This is a genomic window from Clostridium senegalense JC122 (assembly GCF_000285575.1).
GTDB lineage: Bacteria > Bacillota > Clostridia > Clostridiales > Clostridiaceae > Clostridium_J > Clostridium_J senegalense.
On record NZ_HE611050.1, the window covers coordinates 1,297,512 to 1,319,316 of the forward strand.

General features: G+C 28.3%; 12 protein-coding genes and 1 riboswitch. All 12 genes read right to left on the minus strand.

The annotated features are described in order from the left end of the window. Positions 1–102: 102 nt before the first annotated feature. Positions 103–280, minus strand: a riboswitch (Lysine riboswitch). A gap of 458 nt (positions 281–738) precedes the next feature. Then, positions 739–2,226: a cell wall-binding repeat-containing protein gene (locus CSGHG_RS20090; RefSeq protein WP_010293645.1), complete on the minus strand. Its 1,488-nt coding sequence runs from the start codon at positions 2,224–2,226 to the stop codon at positions 739–741. 542 nt (positions 2,227–2,768) lie between these two features. After that, positions 2,769–2,894 (minus strand): hypothetical protein, encoded by a 126-nt coding sequence (locus CSGHG_RS24585; protein ID WP_268869841.1) that lies wholly within the window; start codon positions 2,892–2,894, stop codon positions 2,769–2,771. A 286-nt stretch (positions 2,895–3,180) separates the two neighbouring features. Further along, a complete protein-coding gene (locus CSGHG_RS24590; RefSeq protein ID WP_010293646.1) occupies positions 3,181–4,470 on the minus strand; it encodes a collagen-like triple helix repeat-containing protein in 1,290 nt (429 codons plus the stop codon). Between the two features lie 411 nt (positions 4,471–4,881). Then, positions 4,882–7,863, minus strand: a complete 2,982-nt coding sequence (locus tag CSGHG_RS06715; protein ID WP_010293647.1) for a cell wall-binding repeat-containing protein — start codon at positions 7,861–7,863, stop codon at positions 4,882–4,884. Between the two features lie 117 nt (positions 7,864–7,980). Continuing rightward, positions 7,981–8,193, minus strand: coding sequence for a hypothetical protein (locus tag CSGHG_RS06720; RefSeq protein ID WP_010293648.1), 213 nt, complete (start codon positions 8,191–8,193; stop codon positions 7,981–7,983). A 1,027-nt stretch (positions 8,194–9,220) separates the two neighbouring features. Further along, positions 9,221–11,491: a cell wall-binding repeat-containing protein gene (locus CSGHG_RS21800; RefSeq protein ID WP_010293650.1), complete on the minus strand. Its 2,271-nt coding sequence runs from the start codon at positions 11,489–11,491 to the stop codon at positions 9,221–9,223. 1,207 nt (positions 11,492–12,698) lie between these two features. Continuing rightward, positions 12,699–12,833 (minus strand): hypothetical protein, encoded by a 135-nt coding sequence (locus tag CSGHG_RS24595; protein WP_268869842.1) that lies wholly within the window; start codon positions 12,831–12,833, stop codon positions 12,699–12,701. A 768-nt stretch (positions 12,834–13,601) separates the two neighbouring features. Further along, positions 13,602–17,777, minus strand: coding sequence for a cell wall-binding repeat-containing protein (locus CSGHG_RS20105; protein WP_010293651.1), 4,176 nt, complete (start codon positions 17,775–17,777; stop codon positions 13,602–13,604). A 773-nt stretch (positions 17,778–18,550) separates the two neighbouring features. Next, positions 18,551–18,757, minus strand: coding sequence for a hypothetical protein (locus CSGHG_RS06740; RefSeq protein ID WP_010293652.1), 207 nt, complete (start codon positions 18,755–18,757; stop codon positions 18,551–18,553). After that, positions 18,758–18,889 (minus strand): hypothetical protein, encoded by a 132-nt coding sequence (locus CSGHG_RS24600; RefSeq protein WP_268869843.1) that lies wholly within the window; start codon positions 18,887–18,889, stop codon positions 18,758–18,760. Positions 18,890–18,986: 97 nt separating this feature from the next. Further along, positions 18,987–20,336, minus strand: a complete 1,350-nt coding sequence (locus tag CSGHG_RS06750; protein WP_010293654.1) for an Ig-like domain-containing domain — start codon at positions 20,334–20,336, stop codon at positions 18,987–18,989. A gap of 333 nt (positions 20,337–20,669) precedes the next feature. After that, positions 20,670–21,755 (minus strand): hypothetical protein, encoded by a 1,086-nt coding sequence (locus CSGHG_RS06755; RefSeq protein ID WP_010293655.1) that lies wholly within the window; start codon positions 21,753–21,755, stop codon positions 20,670–20,672. Positions 21,756–21,805: the final 50 nt, after the last annotated feature.

The following is a 21,805-nucleotide window of genomic DNA, read 5'->3' on the forward strand; positions in this document are numbered from 1 at the left end:
ACTGAAAATTTCAGCACTTATCAGAGCATTATATAACATATTCTTTTAATTTCAAAAGATTATATAATACCCATTGATGCAATGAAATTTAACATAATTCATCACACAAATAGCGCACCATAAAATCTTATGACAGTTGCAGAAATATCCTTTCTACACCCAAGATTAAACTTAAGAACAACTTTAATCTTTCGGCAAATAAACCCTTCACAATTATTATCAGTGGTTCTTCACTTTATCACATAATTGTTAGCCTATTATTTGCTCCTCTATTTATGTACAATATTTAGTTTGGCTATAGAATAAATTTTAACGGCAATTTCACCGTCTATATATATTATAATATTCATTGTTTTAAAAATCAATATTATTTTCAGAAAATTTTATTTTGTTTCGACAATTTTAAGTTAAGTTAAGTATTTTTCGATTAATTTTTTATATATTTTTTCGTATATTTGAAATTAAACAGCTTTTAGTTTAGTATCATTTTAATTTTTTTTAAATATTTTATTGAGCTAAAGTTTCATTTTTCATCATTTTACTATGATAATATCTTATTTTTTACATATTACTCAATTTTTAACTAAACTTATTCTGTCTCTTTCAATACTCGATATTAGGCATAATCACTTTAGTTTTTATGATTAAATTAATGTTAAAACTTTAAAAGTTGAAGAAAAAATCAGACAGGATTAAAATTAATTTTTATCCTGTCTGATTTCATAATTCTAGTTGTATTTATTTAATATCTAAAACCCTAAATATGTCTTTTACTGTAACAGTTAAATTTACTTTTTTATCTTCACCATCTATTGTACCTATAAATTTATAAATACCAACTTTATTACTATCTAAAGCAGTGCTATTCCAAACAATATTAAACTCTTTTGTAGTATTATCACTCATTGTAGCCTTAACTGTTGTAGGGAATGTAAATTTATCACCTTTTTCTATTACCGCACTTATGTCATCTAGTTTTTCTATCACTGGAATTACTTTAACAGTTAAAGTAACTTCTTTACCCATAGCTACTCCAGTATAAGATTTTGTTCCTATTTTTGATGTATCAATTGATCTTACATCCCATTCAGCAAAAACTTCCTTTTCTCTTCCATCTGTAAGTAGTGCTGTCACTGTTGTAGGTAATTTAGCTTGTGATTTATGTTTCACTTCAATATCTTTATCTATAACATGTTTTATTTCTCCATAGCCCATTTCCTTTTTTAAAGTGTCCATTACAGAATCATTTATTACAGTTTGTCCACCTAATATATATATTTCTTTTGACATTTGACCTCTTATATATTCAAAATTACCATTTTCTATAATGCTTCCATTTGTTAATATTAACGGTGACTTAGTTTTTCCTGCTAAGGCACTACCTGCTAGGGCATCAGGATAATTCATACCAGTTGCAACATAAGCAGTATCAAAACTTATATCACTAATAAATCTTTTAAATATATTAGCATTTGTTTCAAATCTATTTGCACCTGAAATTCTTTCTATATTTTTAAATTCATTTGCCACATTTTCAGAAACCGCCGATGTTCCTCCAATCACATAACTTTTTGAAATACTATTTTCTGTTATAAAGTTTTTCACCTCTGATGTAATAGAATCCTTAGGTGTTAAAATTATTGGCATCTGTAAGTTAGATGCTATAGGTGCTATTGAAAGTGCATCTGCAAATCCCATACCATCCGATACTGTTATACCATTTTTTACTCCAATTTCTTTTGCTATATTTACAGAAGTTTCATACCTATTAAGTCCTTGTATCCTTCTAATTTTTCTTCCAAACTTATTTAAACAATTTTCAACATTAGTATCTATAACAGCAGTTCCACCAACTATAATTATTTCATTAGGGTTTAATCTATTGATTTCATTTAAAACACACTGTGGAACTTCATTAGATTGGGTTAGTAAAATTGGAGCATCATACTTTCCTGCAAGAGGAGTTGCTGAAAGTGCATCTGCGAATCCATTCCCAGTAGCTAAAATTACTGTATCACTTCCCTTTTCCCATCCCTTTTGAGATATCCCTACAGCAGTATCATATCTATCACCGTTTGGAATATTGGGTATTCTTTCACAAATTACAGGTTGTACACTTTTACTTTTACCAAATAAATCAAAAGCTTTAACATTTACAGGCATAACTGAAACTGTAGCCATAATTCCTATTAGAATAATGGATAAAAATTTACTTCTCTTTATCATTTTCATACTCCTTACTCTTAATTTTTTATTTTAATTTTACTTTCTTCTAATTTTAAAATAACAATAACTATCTTCTATATTAGATTTTACCATTTTTCGCAAATTATCTAAAGTGTTTTATGTAATAATCTATTTATCTACATTTATTTCATATCTCAAGGCTTTTCAGTTAAGAGTTAAGAATTAATAGTTGCAACGCTTTGCTAGTTAACAGTTGTGGTTATTACTACTCACTTCGTTCCTAGTAATTCTCAATGTACTTTTATATAAATTTGCAAAGCAAATTGTATTTATAGATTAAAAAGAAAATGGATGCCACTTTCATCCTAAACTCTTAACTATTAATTCTTAACTATTAACTATCTAAAGCTCTCCTAACTTTAAGTTTCTACCTAAAACATCAAAGCCAGTCCCCAACAATTCGAAAAAACTGACAGCCCAGTTTCTTTCATTATTGTCAATGCCTCAACAAATTGTCCTTTGTCCACTAACAATTTCTAAAAAGTTATCTAAAAATCTAAGAAAGTAATTCACCAAAATTTTCATACCATCACAAGATGGACAGACGAGTAATCAGCTACTTTACTATACTTTAGATTTGATCCTTTTGTTGATTTTAGTTTTTCTCCAATATTACTCGAAGTCGGTCCCAAACATCTACGCAGCAAAGCTGCTATTTTAGGACCGGCTTTGATTGCTTTATATTTTATTGATAACTTTTCAATTTCACTGTAAAAATAACTTATGGAAAATATACTTCGGTACGCCTGTCCTTCTTGTTACAGCTGTGAACTTTGGACATAGTTTTTAATTGGTTTTATCTCTCAAACTCAGATTTTACTCTCCTAAATTCTTAATCCTTAATTTAACTGTAGTTTTCTCATTAACTATTAATTTTTAAATCTTAACTACTTTGTACAAAAAAAGGTAACCTAAAAAGGTTACCCTAATTTATTATTCTAATATTTTAAATACTGTTAAAGTACAGCCAAATGGTACATTACATTGGCAACTTCCAATTACTAATGGAGAACAACCTATATTAACAAGCTCTAATTCTCCAGATTCTCTTACTTCAAATATTGCGCTTCCACAAGTTGACTCTCCACATAAATTTCCTGCACTTGAGCCAACTATTTCTCCATTTAATACTAATGCTATTGCTGACGGACATTGTCCTTGATTAGTTACATTCCAGCTTGCATAGTAAAATCCTGGAGTTTCTAGTGGTATTCTATTTGTTGGAACTTCTATATGGTCATGACCAGTTAATGCTAATAATGTATTAAACATTATTGGATAATTCGGTCTTACAGTTTGGCAACTTTCTTCACCTGAAAAAGCTACTGTTACTCCAACTCCACCTGGAACTGGTCCTGGAGGGCCTGCTGGTCCTTGTGGTCCTTGTGGACCCATTGGTCCTGTTGCTCCTGCTGGTCCTGTTGCTCCTGTTGCTCCTCTTTCGCCTCTTGGGCCTGCTGCTCCAGTTGCTCCTGTTGCTCCAGTTGCCCCTCTTTCTCCTCTTTCACCTCTTGGACCTTGTGGTCCCATTTCTCCTCTTTCACCTTGTGGTCCTGTTAATCCTCTTGGTCCTATTGGTCCTCTTGCCCCTGTCGCTCCAGTTGCTCCTGTTGCTCCAGTTGCTCCTCTTTCTCCTCTTTCGCCTCTTTCACCTCTTGGGCCCATTGGTCCTGTTGCTCCAGTTGCTCCGGTCGCTCCTGTTGCTCCTCTTTCTCCTCTTTCGCCTCTTGGTCCCATTGGTCCCATTGGACCTCTTTCTCCTCTTTCGCCTCTTTCACCTCTTGGTCCCATTGGTCCTGCACAACCTCTTGGGCCTCTTTCTCCTCTTGGTCCTTGTGGTCCTTGTGGTCCCATTGGTCCTATTGGTCCTTGTGGTCCTCTTGGTCCTGGATTACCTTGTGGTCCTCTTGGTCCTACTAAATTGTCTGGACATGGACAACAATGATCATGATGATGGTGACAATCGTCATGATGCGGTTTACAACAATTATTATTATTGTTATGGCAATTATCATTCCAATAATAATTGTCATTTCCACCATTATTATAAGCGCAAGATTCTTCTACATCGTAATTTTCTATAGTTTCATCTTCTATAATTTCATTTTCTGTAGTTTCATTATTATTTCCTTGCTGTTCATTAATAAAATTAACTATAGCTTCTAGTTTTCTTCTAGTATTATAATCTAACTTATTAACATCAATAGGTGATTTAAAACTCATAACACATATCTCCTCCTATAGTTCTCCATTAAACTACAATTAGTTGTAATGTTTTCTCTATATACTATGACGATATTATTTAATTTGTTACATAATAGGTAATTACAATAAGTTTAATATAAATACTTCATAAACTGTTTAATTATAAAATTTGTATATGTAAATAAAAAATATTAAATTTAATTTTAACATATGCGAAGAAATAGAAAATTAAATATTTGAATCATATTTATCACAATATGAAGAGAGACTATAAACTCTAATTATAGTATTTTACTGATAAACTATTCATTACAAATATATGAGTATACTGTGTTCATAATTCAATACTTTTATAGGATAAAAATTTAATATTCCTTTTTAAAAATATAAAAAAACTGATTAGAAGCCACGCTTCTAATCAGTTTTCTTTTATTTTATTTGTATTATTACATCTTTATTATTAACTGGGTTTTCTTTTCTCCTAAATTTGAAATCAAACTTTTCCATTTCAATCTGCATTCCATCATATGAATTCTTAGATTGAATTCCTTCAACGGTTAATTCATAGATTCCATTTGATTCCAATTCATCATTTAATGAAATAACTATTCCACCTTCTCTTTCTCCATCAAAATTTATTGCATTAATACTCACATATGTTTCATTACCATCAGAATCTATGTGTTTTAAAATGTAATTAGAAGTTTCCCTTACACTCTTATCATCCATTGCTTCACTAAAGTTAAGCTTTAAAAATTTATATTCATTCAGTATTCCTGAAACCTCTAAAACTTGTGGTTTAATATCTTTTATTTCAATCTGAAATTCAGTTTCACTAACACCTACACCTGTTTTATCTTTTACATTTTTAACTGCAAGGATATATTTTCCATTACTTTTAAAATCCTTAGTTTTTAATATAGCACTGCACCCTGTATTGGAATCTTTGTATTGAATTGAATCAATTCCTACACTTTCCACTTCACTAGGATTACTAGGATTACCTGTAAGTTTAGTTAAAACATAGTTTCTTGTATCTCTAACACTTGCTGAATCCATTTTTTCTTTAAAATCTACTGTAATTTGTTTAGATCTTGTATTTGATTCATCTAATGTAGCCTTTATAACCTCTGGCCTTTTAATTGTATCAGTATGCATTGATACAAATTCTTGTTTTAATTCTACTCCTGTTGAATCTTTAACCCCTCTAATTGTAAGAGTATAATCCCCTTCTTCAGTTACTGTTTTTGTAACAATTGTTGCCACTCTAGTATTTAAATCATATTTTACACTTTCAATCCCAATTGAAGCATTATTTTTTGAACAGATTAATGAGTAATTTCTAATATTTTCAACATCTTTACTATTCATTGTTCTATCAAACTCAACTCTTATAACAAATTTATTTACATCTGACTTATCTGGATTATCATATGGAACTGGTCGTATAATATTAGGTCTATTTAAATTAAGTACTAACTTAGTATCATATTGTTCCATAATATTTCCTACAGTATCTTTTATACCCTTTATTGTTATATTGCATGTACCATCTAAAGCAATATTTTCTATAACTAGTCTTACACTATCTTTTGTAAGATGATTAAACTCTATATCCTTAATCATTTTAGAATCAGTTTTTCCTGTTGAATCTTTAATTATATAATTACTAACAGTTGTAGCTGATTTTTCATCCATCTGCTTACTAAATGTTATATCAATAAATACTATATTAGATGCAGAAGTATTAGTAATTTCAAAGTTTATTACCTTTGGTTTTGTCGTATCTTTTAAACTTATAGTTTTAGAATATGGGTCCATTATATTATTTGATAAATCTCTAATCCCTTTTACTTCTAATTTATAATTAGATGTATCATTAACACTTGGAGTTATTATGTTAACTTCACTAGGAACTGCTTTATCAAACTCTATTTTTACAATTCTAAGTTCATCTCCATTTTTATCTGTTATTTTATAATTTTTTATGTTTCTTGCATCTTCTTCATTAACATCTTCACTGAACTTAATTGTAATTTTTTTCTTAACTCCGTTTGCACCTGTTCCATCAGCAAAATCTAAAACACTTATATTAGAAATTTTAGGTTTGACTTTATCTGTTACCATATCTTTTACTGGTATATCTTTTCTATCAAAGCCTATTGTAATGTTTTTCCCTACAACATTACTTATTTTACCTTCTAATGTACTTATTTTGCTATCTGTCAAATCAGATTTAAATGTAAGTTGAACTTTATCATATCCATCTATACATTCTGATTTTATTATATTAGTTCCTAATATCTCATAGTTTTCTTTTATATTAGCTGGAGATTCTTTCACTATTCCATTAAACTCCAATATTATATTTCTTCTATTTAATATAGTCATACTTTTAACTTTTGTTGCAATTCTATTATCAAATATTTGAGCAGAATCTAATAAAATATTATTTTCTACCATTCCTCCAACACCTACAACTTCATTAGCTGTTATGCCTTTTAAATAACTTTTCTGAGATGATAATATTTTATTTGATACTAAAAGCAACGGTGATGACTTTTTAGCTGCTAACGGACCTGTAGTTAACGCATCTACTGTTCCTGGAGGTGTTCCTTGAGCAACATATACATTATCATATTCTAAATAAAAATTAAATTTATCTAAAACTTTTAAATTAGTATCATACCTATCTTTCCCATATATCCTTTCAATTCGTGGTAAATCTGCAACTGTTTTATCATCTATAGTTTTGTTTGAAGCTATTACATATGTATTGTCTGGATATTGTCTATTTATCCAACTTTTAATATTACTCTGCATTTCTTTTTTTGATGTAAGTAGCATTGGCATATTATTTAATGCAGCCAATGGTGCAACTGAAAGTGCATCTGCACCTTGAGTACTTTCCTCTCCTGATATAACCATAATATTATTTATATTTACAAACTTACTCAATTCTTTTGCAACTTCAAGAGATGTATCATATCTATTAACTCCACCTAACCTAGATATTTTTATCCCCATACTTTTTATTTCTTTTTCTACCTTAGTGCTTACAGCACTGGTTCCCCCTATTATATAAACCCTTTTAGCTCCTAGTCTTCTTAACTCATCTTTTGTATCAGTAGGTAAATTACTTTGACTTGTAAGCAAAATAGGTCCATCTATAGCTTTTGATAATGGTGTACTACACAACGCATCTGCAAACCCTAAACCGTTTGCTATTATAGCAACATCAGTATTTTTCCATCCTTCTTTGCTAACTTCCACTGCCGTAGCATATCTATCCTTGCCATATATTTTTTTCACATCTGTTCCAATATCTACTGCAGCAAAAGTAGGTATTGAACTCATTATTATACTTAATCCTATAATAAATGAAGACAAAATTTTAAAACATCGTTTCAAAACTTTCCCCCTCCTAACATAATTAGTTATATTAAAATTAAAAATTCTAATATAACTTTTATCGTAAAATATATAAATTTATTAAGCTATAATAGAAAAATGTACTGAATTAATCTTTTATCCCATAAAAAATATACAAATAACCATAATTTCTATACCCAACATTACCTTAATTTGAATAGGCAATCCTCGAACCTTTAATTTATAGCTTTTCATCTTCCCCTTAAATCTATCTTTTAAATTTCTATCATTATATCCAATAAATGCACCACATTTATCGCAATAGCTTGTAACCCTTTTAACTTTAGTACCACATTTAAAACATATCACAAAAATCCCCCCTGTCTTATGAATTGTTCTATATGCAGCATTAGAATAATATATCTTTATACTTATTAAAAATTTCAACTTTTCACTAAATTCTTTAAATTTTTAGGCTAAAATATCAAATAAAATTTTAAGAATACATATTATATATTTTTAAAATTTATTATTACAAAAGCTTGCCAACAAAATGACAAGCTTTTCTTTATAATATAAAAACAACTTTTTCATAACAACGTTTACAAATCGATTATAACTCTATATATTGGTAAAAGCAATACTTTTAGATACAGCTCAAGTACCAATGATTTACTTTACTATTTATCCTATCTAATCATTTTTATCAATGCTTAAATATTGTGTTCTACAGTTTTAATTACCAATTATATAGGGAAACAAGCTCAAATTTTAATTTATTTAATAACCTTAAAATACTTTATACAAGATATAGCGTTGAATTCTAAATAATTCAGAGCATGTCTCACTATTTTGGGTATCCAAATTTTAGAATGAATAGTTTTAAAAGTTAACTTGGAATCCTATATATTTCTTTAAAATTAATATCCTACTTAATAACATTAAGTAGGATATTAATTATCTTTGAGATTAATTTAGTAAAGCTTTTCTTTCTGTTTTCTAAAAATTACTCTTAGTCACATAACTGAAAAGTTACCTATTGCGTTAGTATAATATTTGTATTCGGTTATAATATATATTTTTACTACAATTTAACTATATCATATGTCATTATATTAATTTGTCGAAACTTGTAACGTAATCTCACTTTTTTTATTTTTTTATTTGACTTTTTATTTTTTTATATGACCTTTTTTCTTTATTATTAAATCTTAAAATTTATTTTTTATTTTTTTACATATTGTAAAGTTTCCTATTTTTTAACTTATTTTAAAACTGCATCGATATTTGGTGATTATTTTGTTAAATAATTGAAAAATATATTTATATATAATTTAAAAGTTGACTCAAAATAAAATATTATTTTGAGTCAACTTTTCAAATTTAAGATATTATATTATTTAACCTTAAAATGAATCTGTTGCATATTCATTGAAAAGTTTTCAATATTTCTTATTCCATCAACAGTTAAAGTATAATTACCATCAGTTACATTACTTAAATATAATGTTACTGTTGATTTTCCACTGCCATAGTCATATTTAATTTCATCAATATTAGCATCATGGTTATACCCATCATAAACAAGTTTATAATTTCTGGAATCTGTAGAATCATCTTTATTCAACTCTTGATTAAAGTTAAATTTAACTATACATTTTCCATCACTACCTACATTGCTTACATATATATTATCAGTATCTATTACTTTTGGTTTTTCAACTATTAAATTTCTTAATTCAAGTTTAGTTCTTGCAATAGTATTACCTGATAAATCTGTAACTCCTGAAACCTCTAAAGTATAATCTCCATCATATTTCAGATTTATAAGATCTACAGTTACTCTATCCCTAGAATATTCATCAAAAATAGGTGGAGTAACAGCATCATTTATAGGTTTTCCTTGAGCATCTAACAGCCTATAATTTCTAGTTTGCGTTGACATTATCTTATCTACTTTTTTATTAAATATAATATCAACTTTTTTAGAATTATAGTATTCTCCAGTTCTAACTTTATATTCAATAACCTTTAATGCACCTGTATCAAATATATCGATATAGTTACTATATGGTTCCATTATATTTTCTGCAAGGTCTTTAATTCCATCAATTTCTATTAAATATCTACCTGCATAATCTAAGCTTTCTGTATATAGAATTGCCTCGTCTTCTGTTTCCTTATTGAATACAATGTCATTTACTCTTAAATAACTTCCATCTCTTCTCTTAATTCTATAATTTTCAAATCTTCTTGCATCTGACTCCATAACTTTTTCAGAGAATTTAACTAAAAGTTTATTTCCGCCTTCTTCTATAGTATCTAAAGGTTGTACATATAGAACTCTTGGTTTATCTCCGTCAGTTACATTGTCTTCTATATTAGTATTACCTTTATTAAATATATAGTTCATATTTATTCCTAATATATTTTCTGCTTCACCTTCAAAGTTTAAAAGAGCACTCTTATCTAAATCGTATTTTAATCTTAAAACAACAGTTCTATAATCTGGTTGTATTGTTGCTTCTTGGACCATACTTCCGCATATAGTATAGTTATTTTTTTTGGAAGCCTCATAACCATTAACAATTCCATTAAATTCAACTGTTATTCTTCTCTTATCATTTATGATAACTTTACTTACACCTGTTGCTATTTCTCTATTTAAAACTCTGCCTACTTGATATATAGTTTCATCTTTTAGTTGTCCCCCAATAGCAGTAAGATGTGTTGGAGTATATTTTGATAAGAACTTTTCTTGTGTTAAGTCTAAAGTATCACTAACTAAAACTAGAGGATTTCCCTCTCTAGCAGAAATTGGTCCTGCTGTTAATGCATCAATTACTGATGATTTTTCTCCTTTAGCCATATAAACACTGTCAAAGTCTAAGTAGTTACTAAACTCTTGTAATATTTCTAAATTAGTTTCATACCTATTTCTGCCTTCTAACCTTTTTCCATTTGGAACTTGTTTAAACACATTGTTAGAAAGTGCAGTAGTTCCACCTATAACATAAGTTGCATGTACGTGTTTGCTATTTAACCATGTTCTAGATGATGATGTCATAGAATTTTTAGGACTTAATATTATTGGCATTTTTGCATCTCCAGCAATAGGTGCAATAGATAATGCATCTACCCCCTGGGACACCTGTTCACCAGATGCAACTACCACATCTTTTACAGTGTTAGTTTTATTTATTTCCTTTGCAACATTTAGTGATGTTTCATATCTATCACTACCGCTAATTCTACTAACAGCTAGTCCCATATCTTTTAGTTGGTTTGCAACATTAGCACTAACTGCACCAGCTCCTCCAACTATATATACTCTTCTTGCATTTAAACGTTCAATTTCTCTTTTCGTTGAAGTTGGAAGAGATGTTTTATCTGTTAAAAGTATCGGTGCATCTAATGTTTTAGAAAGCGGTGCACTACATAATGCATCTGCAAAACCAAAACCATTAGCTATAATAACATAATTACTATATCCCCAACCATCTTTGCTAACTTCAACAGCAGTGCTGAATCTATCATTTCCATGTAATTTTTTCATTCCCATTAAATCATTATTAGCTGCAAAAACTTCTATAGAACTTAATGTAGAACCTAAAACAATAGTTGAAATTAACAAAAGGTTGGCAACAAGCTTTAACCCTTTTCTCATAAATTTTCTCCTTTCAAAGAATATGTAAATATTTAAAATTACTTTATAAACAAATTTAATACAATAAATTATAAAAATTATAATATTATACTTATTTCCCTTTAGTTTACTATAAAAATATATCAAATCCAAGAATAGAATATAATAATTTTTATATTTAACTTCTTCTTAAATTATCGAAAGATGACATCTTTAATTAATACATAAAATAGTAATTTAAAGAATTTAGCAAAATTTATAAGCAATTAATGCTCAACATATTTTTAAATCTTAACGCTTAACTATCTTAAGGACCGACTTCGATTAATTTAGGTTTTATTGATAATCTTTCGATTTCACTGTAAAAATAACTTATGGAAAATATACTTTGGTACGCCTGTCCTTCTTGTTACGGATGTACCCTTAGATATTAACCTTCCCTTAATTCTATATAATAAATTTTAAATTTCCTCTATTAAGATATTTATCTATAGTAAAGTAAACCTCCTAAATAAGAACTTTTTCTAAGTATGGTTCCATCACAAATGGGACAGGCACGGTAAGTTTATTTTCTTCGTTAACATCTGATGCTCTCCTAACTTTACATTTCTACCTAAAACATCAAAGCCAGTCCCGAACAACTACGCAGCAAAGCTGCTTTATTTTAAGGAAACTTGTAGTCCACTTTCATCCCAAACTCTTGACTGTTAATTTTTAACTATTAACTATTTTAGGGACTGGCTAACTTTTCTTACTTATGGTAATCAAATTTAAAGAGCTATTCTGTATTTTATGGAGCTATATTAGTCGTGCCTGTCCCATTTGTTACAGCTGTGAGCTTTGAATTTAGCTTTAGTTTGTTTTATCTCCCAAATACAAATTTTACTCCCTTAAATTCAAAGAAACTGGTAGTCCAGTTTTATCCTGAACTATTAACTTTTAATTCTTAACTCTTAACTATTTTAGGGGACTGGCTAACTTTCCTTACTTATGGTAATTAAATTTAAAGAGCTGCTCGCTATTTTATGGAGCTATATTAGTCGTGCCTGTCCCATTTGTTACGGTTGCAAACCCTGAATCTAACTTTGCTTGATTTAACATCCTAAACTTAGAATTCACTCCCTCTAATTCAAAGAAACTGGTACTCCAGTTTCCTCCATAATTGTCAAATGTCAATTGTCCATTGTCAATTTTTTAAACTCCCTACCTCAACTAAGTATGCAATCATTCAAAGTTTTACCTCCATCACAAGAGGGACAGACGCGTAATTGGCTACTTTGCTATACTTTGGGATAGATGCTTTTGTTAATTTTAGTTTTTCTCCAATACTGCTCGAAGTCGGTCCCGAACAACTACGCAGCAAAGCTGCTATTTTAGGACCGGCTTTGGTTACTTTTGATTTTATTGATAATCTTTTGATTTCACTGTAAAAATAACTTATGGAAAATATACTTTGGTACGCCTGTCCTTCTTGTTATGGATGTACCCTTAGATATTAACCTTCCCTTAATTCTATATAATAAATTTTAAATTTCCTCTATTAAGATATTTATCTATAGTAAAGTAAACCTCCTAAATAAGAACTTTTTCTAAGTATGGTTCCATCACAAATGGGACAGGCACGGTAAGTTTATTTTCTTCGTTAACATCTGATGCTCTCCTAACTTTACATTTCTACCTAAAACATCAAAGCCAGTCCCGAACAACTACGCAGCAAAGCTGCTTTATTTTAAGGAAACTTGTAGTCCACTTTCATCCTGAACTCTTAACTTTTAACTATTAATTCTTAACTCTTAACTATTTTAGGGGACTGGCTAACTTTCCTTACTTATGGTAATTAAATTTAAAGAGCTGCTCGCTATTTTATGGAGCTATATTAGTCGTGCCTGTCCCATTTGTTACGGTTGCAAACCCTAAATCTAGCCTTAGTTTGTTTTATCTCCCAAATACAAATTTTACTCCATTAAATTCAAAAGAAACTGGTATTCCAGTTTCCTCCATAATTGTCAAATGTCAATTGTCCATTGTCAATTCTAAATAAATTGTCCTTTGTCAATTTTTTAAATTCTCTAGTCATTAATTACAATAAAAAGTACCTAAATGATAAATCACTTAGGTACTTTTATGTTTTTTATTTACTTTTTATGATTTCATCTGGAATTTTATCTTCTACCTTTAATAACACTTGTTCATTTCTTAATTTATATCCATCCTCATCATACATAAAGCAATTGCTACCTTCAATATGTTTAAAGAATATATCTTCACTCTTTATATAAACTCTACTATTATTTTTTATGAATGTTTCTAAATTTCCACCAGATTCAAAATGAATATTATAAGTATATATATCATTTTCTAAAGAAGGTTCATCTACTTTAGAAATATCTGGATATCCGTTAAATAATATCTTACCTTGACTTGAATAAAAGCTTATAGAGTTAAACAATCCATTTTTTATACTTATCTCATCAAGCTTTTTATTAGTCTTAATCTGTAAAACATTATCCTCAAGATAATAAGTTGCATCTGTTATTTTGCAATCTCCAATCTCTCTACTCTCTGGAACTACTTTATTTTCAAACTCAGCTTGTGAACCACTGAGTATATCCCATTCCCTATAATCTTTAATTCCCTTTGTTGTATCCTTTACAACAAGGGTAATATTTTTACTTGTAGTCATAAAATCTAAAAATTTCTTACATACATCGTTACCGTCAATATTAAATTTAACTTCTACTTTATTTGTTTGGCCATTAGTTAATGGCTTGATTGAAGGTTTACTCTGAAGTATATCTCCATTTTCATTTTTAAAATCAAAGGAATTAAATAAATTTTTAGCAGTTGCACCATAAACATTTTTATCAAATGTTAATGTAATCTTATTTTCGTTTGAATTATACTCTGCCGTTTCTAATTTAGTTTCCATATTTTCTTTAAGACTTACATTTTCACTACTATATCCAACAAGCTTTTTAGGATTAATTATATTCCTAATAGTTAAAGTTACACCACCTTTTGACTCTTTTACACTATTTTTTTTCAAAGATATATACACTTTATTATTAGATTTATTGTCTTTCTCAACAATTATATCTTTAGCTTCTATAATTTTTGTATTATCCTTCATAAAATTAATATGACTATTAGTTATTTGTGGCATTTCACTAAACCATATTTCAAATTTATCTTCATATTTTAAATTTTCATCTTGTTTTATATATCCAACCGTTATTTGTAACCTTTCTATAGGTCTTACTTTATCTTTTTCATTTGCTTTTATAGAATCAACACCATTACTATCAAGTTCAAGCCCTTTATAAGTTAATGTAAAATCCTTACCAGACATTAACTTCCTTAAGTATTCATCATCAGAACTTTTAAATTTATAACTTACTGTTCTATTGTCAATACGTTCTACACTTTCTATATCAATATCATTACTATTATATACATCACTATCTATCTTAGATTCAATAAGGTACTTATTTTTAAAATCGGCACCCGGTTCATCCATAAATTTAAAATTCATATCTTCATCATAAGTTATTTTCAACTGCTTGTTTTCCTCATCGTAGGTTGCACTTGAAACTTTTGGCGCAGTATTATCTCTCACAGTTACCGTTCCTTTAGCTTCTTTTAAAACCCTTCCACTTTGAGCTTTTATGTTATTAATATTTAAAGTAGCATTCCATTCTGGTTTATCACCATTTGTATTCCCTACATTTACAGTACCATCTCCAAATGTAACTTTTGCTACCATAAGATTTTTCACTTTATTTGCTTCATCTTCTATAAAGTCAATTTTTGTAGCCTTTTTAGCAATTTCTCCATTGTCATCACTAAGACTAAAACTTTCTAAAGATGGTGTGTTTATTTTTTCATTAAAATAAACTAAAAATATATTTTCTCCAGCTCCCCTATGTCCCGACTTATCTGTATATATCTCTACTTTATCTACTTTGAAACCTTCATTTATAGGTTTTATATGAATTTTTTCAGGTCCATATTTTTCTTGAACATTTCCTGCAAAGTCTTCAGCTTTTTCAACTGATATTTGATAATCTTCACCATTTGGTTTATCAGGTTTAACTAATTCATGGCTTTTTATAGCTTCATAACTTACTCTTGCAGTATCTCTAGTTAATGTATCTAACGTGATTTCATTTGATTTAAACGTAATACTTTCACTAATATACCCACCAGTCATAGTTACATTGGCTATTGGATAATTTTCTTTATCTATTGGTTTATCCTTTATAGGTTCTGAAAACCTTATTATGATTTCTCCAGTTCTTTCATCATATCTTATTGATGTAACTTCTGGTTTCTTTGAATCTTTCAACGTCAATGTTTCATTATATCTAACTATGTTAGCGCCATCTGTAGTTACAACATTTTCTGTTACTAAAACATTATATTTACCTTCAAAAAATTTATTATTATTAAAATCCCTTTTTATAACTAATGTTCTTCTATCTGGAGATAACTTACCATATAACTCATCACTAAAATCTATATTACTATCCGTTTTGTTATCGCCTACAGAAGTTATAGAAATATTATTTTTTAATATCTTCCCATTTCCATCTAAAACTGTGCTTACATTTATTGGTGATGCAAATACTATTTCCATTTCTTTAGAGTTAATTAGTTTTACACTTTCAACTTTTCTTTCCTCACTAGGTTTTACAAGTCTAATATTTTGATTGTATCTCACCATTTCTAATCCTCTATAGTCTGTTGCCCCACTTACTGCAACTTGTACAGTCTTACCTATTGATTCAAGTTCATTTAATTTTTTTCTATTTAATACAACTTTATCTTTAGTATTACTAAAAGATACATTTTGATCTTCTGTTACATATTTTCCGTCTATAGTTATATTAGGAAATTTTTTAATAGGTTCACTAAAGTTTATTGTTAATTCTCCATAAGTATCATTATAAATAACACTTTCTACCTGTGGTGCTATTTGATCTACTATTCTAAGTCTTTCCACATAAGGCTCTAATGATAATCCATCTTTTGTTTTCACCTTATCAGATACTCTTATATCATAAGTTCCATTAAATATTTTTCCCTTACTAATATCTCTTGTTATTGTTAAAGTTTTCTTATCGCTTTCAAGTCTTGCATAAAACTCATCTAAACCATCAATATCTCCTTCTATTGTATGGTCATCAGTTGCGGAAATATCTATTACATCTCTCTTTAACTTTCCATTATATATAACAGTACTTTCATCTATCGGTGAACCAAAATGTATTTGAATTTGCTCACAGTTCTTATAATCTACAAATCCTACCTCTGTTTCCCCTACATTTTTAAAATTCAATGTAAAGTTTACTTTTTCTACAGCCTTTCTATTTAGCCCATATCCAACTTCTGTTAAAAGTTTTGAATTTCTTGATTTTAAATATTCTTCTTGAGTACCATGTAACTCTGTACCCAACAATATAACCGGTGAATTTTCTTTAGCTGCAACTGAACCTGCTGCTAGGGCATCTACTAATTGATTTTGATTTAAGCTACCATCTTTGGCTAAATAAACATTGTATAAATCATTAGTATTAAAGAAATATTCTAAAACTTCTGCATTGGTTTCCCATCTATTTTGACCAAATAATCTCTCTGAATTATTTAGTTTATTTTCTACATCAACAGAAATAGCTGCCTTTCCACCTATAATATAACTTTTACTTATCTTTTCATCATTCATCCATTTTTCTGAACCCCATAAGTTATCTCTTGAAGATAAGATTATAGGTATATGTCTACTAGCTGCCGGTGATGCTACCGATAATGCATCTGCTAAACCTGTTATGCCATTTACAACTGCAACTTCACTTATATCTTCTTTCTTGTCCATTTCCTTAGCTACATTTAATGAAGTTTCATATCTATCTGAACCTGCAATTCTATAAACATTGCATCCAAGTTTTTTTAAATCGTTAACAACATTATCTGAAACTACACTTTTTCCACCTACAATATAGACATTAGAAGCTTTAAGTCTTCTTATTTCATCTCTAGTATCAAAATTTAAACTATTTTTTTCTGTTAAAAGTATTGGTGCATCCTTCATTTTTGCATAAGGTGTTGCCGATAATGCATCAGCTATTGATGTTCCGTTTACTAGTACAACATTACTTGCTCTATTAAAACCATACTCACTAACTTTGACTGCTGTTTCATATCTATTTTCTCCTGCTAATACATACTTTTGTGTAGATGCAAAAGTTGTACCACTAGAAAAAACTAAACATCCAGCTAAAATCATAGCCAATATGTTTCTTTTCTTCAATCAAATCCCCCCATTGGTAAAACTACCTCTTTATTTAAGAATTAAATAATTTAGTATTTATATTAATATAAATATTAATATTAATATTTAATTCTTACCCTATATTATCGGAATTTTTATAGAAAATTTTATACAAAACTCACTATAAATTGAAAATACTTCCGAAATTCAAAACTCCAATATTAAATATTTGAGTTTAAAGAAACCAAATTTCAGTTTCAATCCTAACTCTTAACTATCTCAGGGACTGGCTAACTTTTCTTACTTATGGTAATTAAATTTAAAGAGCTGCTCGCTATTTTATGGATCTAAACCATTCGAGCCTGTCCCATTTGTTACGGTTATAAAACTTGAATATAGCTTTAGTTTGTTTTATATCCTAAACTCAGATTTTACTCCCTTAAATTCAAAAGAAACTGGTAGTCCAGTTTCCTCCATCATTGTCAATTGTCCTTTGTCCATTGTCAATTTCCAAAGAACTACCTCAACTAAGTAAGCAATTTATCAAAGTTCTACCTCTATCATAAATGGGACAGGCACGGTAAGTTTATTTTCTTCGCTAACATCTGATGCTCTCCTAAATTTATATTACTAACACAATACCTCGAAGCCAGTCCCGAACAGCTACATAGCAGAGCTACTTCATTTCAAAGAAAGTGGTTTTCCACTTTCATCCTGAACTATTAACTATTAATTCTTAACTCTTAACTATTTAAGGTACTGGCTAACTTTTCTTACTTATAGTAACTAAACTTTAAAAGCTACTCTCTATTTTATGGATCTAAACCATTCGAGCCTGTCCCATTTGTTACGGCTACAAACCCTGAATCTAACTTTGTTTGATTTAACATCATAAACTTAGAATTTACTCCATCTAATTCAAAGAAACTGGTAGTCCAGTTTCCTCCATCATTGTCAAATGTCAATTGTCCATTGTCAATTTTTTTTAAACTCTCTATATCAACTAAGCAAGCAATCACTCAAAATTCTACCTCCATCACAAGAGGGATAGACGCATAATTGGCTACTTTACTATACTTTAGACTTGATACTTTTATTGATTTTAGTTTTTCTCCAATGGTACTCAAAGTCGGTCCCCAAAACCTAAACAAGCAATTGCTCCATTATAAATGGGACTTTTTTAATTTTTATTTGTCAATTTACAAAAACACTCATATCCTCTACGAGATATGAGTGTTTTTACATGTATTATTTCATTTTTAAATTACTATTTATTTCTTTTGCATTAGGTCTTTCTTTTTTATTTTTCAGTTCATCATTTTTATTTAAAGTTTCTGTTTCATGTTCTTTTGTTTTACCTTCATCTACTTTTTCTTCTATATTTATTGTTTCTGTTTTATCTTTATCATTTTCTTTTTTCTCTTCTATATTTATAATTTTTTTATCTTCTTTATCTTCTTTATTTTCTTCTATATTTATAGTTTTCTTATCTTCTTTATCTTCTTTGTTTTCTTCTATGTTTATAGTTTTCTTATCTTCTTTATCTTCTTTGTTTTCTTCTATGTTTATAGTTTCTTTTTTGTCCTCTTTATCTTCTTCTAAGTTTATAGTTTCTTTTTTATTATCTTTATTTTTTATTCTATCTTCTTTAGAATTTTCTTTTTCTAATCTTATCTCTTCAATAGGTTCAACTTTCTCATCAGTCTTTTCATCTTCTGTTTTTGTTGATAAAGAATTATTATTTCCTATTAATTCAACCTCTTGAAGCTTTTCTTTAAACATTTCATTATCTATACTTTTAACATTAGATATCTTTATAAGTCCATTTTTATCTGGTTCAACTAAACTCTTTTCTACTGTAATTATTACAGTGTTACCTTCTTTTTTTAAAGTTATAGGAAGTTCTTTACCCATTTTAGTCATAACTTTAAAATTTTCTTTAGTTAGTGATTCATCAGCAACTTCTTTCTTAAACCTTGCTACAAAGATATTTTTATTTTTTTCACTACCATGTGTAATTCTAGGTTCTTTAATCATATTAACTTTTTCATTTTTAACTTCTTCTTTTACATTTTTATTTTCTTTATTATTTTGATTTTTATTATCAGTTTCAGCTGGTTCTTTCATATTAGCTTCTTTTTTTACTGATAAGTTCATTGTAAATTCTCCCATTGGGTTGCCTGTAGCAGACTTAATATCCTTACTCAAAGTTATGACATATTCTCCATCAAAATCAGAACCATCAATTTTAGTTATTACAATTGTCTTTCCATCTTCTGATAGCTTGCCTTTTACATTCTCTTTACCTTTACCATCTTTTAATGTTATAGACATATTTTGACCAATTAATCTTCCGTCTTTATATAAAATATAATCCTTATCTATTTTTTGTGAAAAAACTATCTCTAACTCTTTGGAATTTTTAAATTTTGCAGAGTTAACTTTAAATTCCTCAGCTGGGTTAGAATTTAGAGTGTATACCATTTCAATTTGATTATTACCTTTAACTAAACTATCTTTAGCAAGCACAACTTTATAAGAACCTAATGTAACTGTAGTAGCTACTACCACTAACCCAAATAAAAATTTTTTCTTCATTGCTATATCGCTCCCTTTCTAAAAAAACATAATACCCTTTTAGTTTTCCTAGAAGCGATAAAATTATTCAGTATTTTAAATTTTTTCAAAATTAAAAACCTAGCAAGTAGGGGATTTGCTAGGTTTTTTTGACAATACATTTAGCGAACAAAATATCATCTCTATGAAGTTTATTTCTGTATTGTACACATAGATGCTACGCATCTTATGAAATATTATATACTAAGAAGTTCAAAGTTGCAATTATTTTATACTTAGTTCTTATTGAATAATCATTATCCGAACGGACTTTAGTTAGTTAAATTTTAACTATTTAGCTTTTTACTGTAAATTTTATCCTCTCGCAGAAACTACTATATTTTCTAGTTTCATAGTTTCTACAATTTCATTCATAAGATCATTATAATCCCATATAGCTATAATTTTATCATCTAAAAATTTAAATGATAAATTAAAAACTTTTTTTATACCTGTAGGTAGTTTCAAGCTTATATTCGCTTCTTTAAATCCAACATATCCTACATACTTTTCTTCACTATCTTTAAATTTTATATTTTGTTCATCATTAATTGCAAACATATCGTTATTTACTTTCTTTATCTTTATATTACTATTAGTAAACAGATATCCAGCACCTTCCATAGTCATTTCAAATTCTTCTACGATACCTGAAAAATGAAATTCTGTTAATATCTTATTTAATTCCTGTCCACTAAAAAGTTTTACTTTCTCCTTTTCATTTTTTATAAAGTATTTTACTATCTTAACATCTATCTTTTCTAAATTAACATATTCTATTATGTTATTTTCAACAAACTTCATACTTATAGCCTTACTTAAATCAAGACTTTGAAAACTTTCAAACTTAATTTTAACTAAATTCTCTTCTAACTCTACTTCTTCAATCTTATTTACAAATTTAAGATACTTATTATCCTCTTCCATTAAATTTATTTCAAAAATATCAAAGAAATCATTTTTTATTAAGTTACTATCTAAATTTCTATTTAAACTTAAAGAAAAAGTTTTTGTTAAAATATTATAGTCTGCATTTAAAATTTTTAAAGGTTCCCCTATAACTTCATTAACTTCTTCTACATGCTCACTTTCTTCATAACTTTCAATTTCTTTATTATTTAAATTCAATTCTATATCTATATTTACTTTTTCATCTAAAACTTCATCTTCTTCAAGTTTTAATATATTATTTTTATCATCTTCCATAACTATTTCTATATCTTCACAACAACTATTTAACTCTTCATCACAAATTTTTTTTAAAACAATAGAAGATTTATCACCATAATCTTTGAAAGTCTTAAACTCAAAATTTTTATTATTAAATACAATTTCGACCTTATCTTCCTCTTCATTAAATCCTTCTATCTCCATAATTTCAGATAAATTTATATAAATCATAATAAAAGCCTCCCCTATTTTAAATATTCTTTTCTACATAACATAACTTG

What these genes read in the sequence shown, in the direction of transcription:
- CSGHG_RS20090 (WP_010293645.1), bottom strand. Translation starts at nt 2,226, where the DNA reads ATGATAAAGAGAAGTAAATTTTTATCCATTATTCTAATAGGAATTATG.
- CSGHG_RS24590 (WP_010293646.1), bottom strand. Translation starts at nt 4,470, where the DNA reads ATGAGTTTTAAATCACCTATTGATGTTAATAAGTTAGATTATAATACT.
- CSGHG_RS21800 (WP_010293650.1), bottom strand. Translation starts at nt 11,491, where the DNA reads ATGAGAAAAGGGTTAAAGCTTGTTGCCAACCTTTTGTTAATTTCAACT.
- CSGHG_RS06750 (WP_010293654.1), bottom strand. Translation starts at nt 20,336, where the DNA reads ATGAAGAAAAAATTTTTATTTGGGTTAGTGGTAGTAGCTACTACAGTT.
- CSGHG_RS06755 (WP_010293655.1), bottom strand. Translation starts at nt 21,755, where the DNA reads ATGATTTATATAAATTTATCTGAAATTATGGAGATAGAAGGATTTAAT.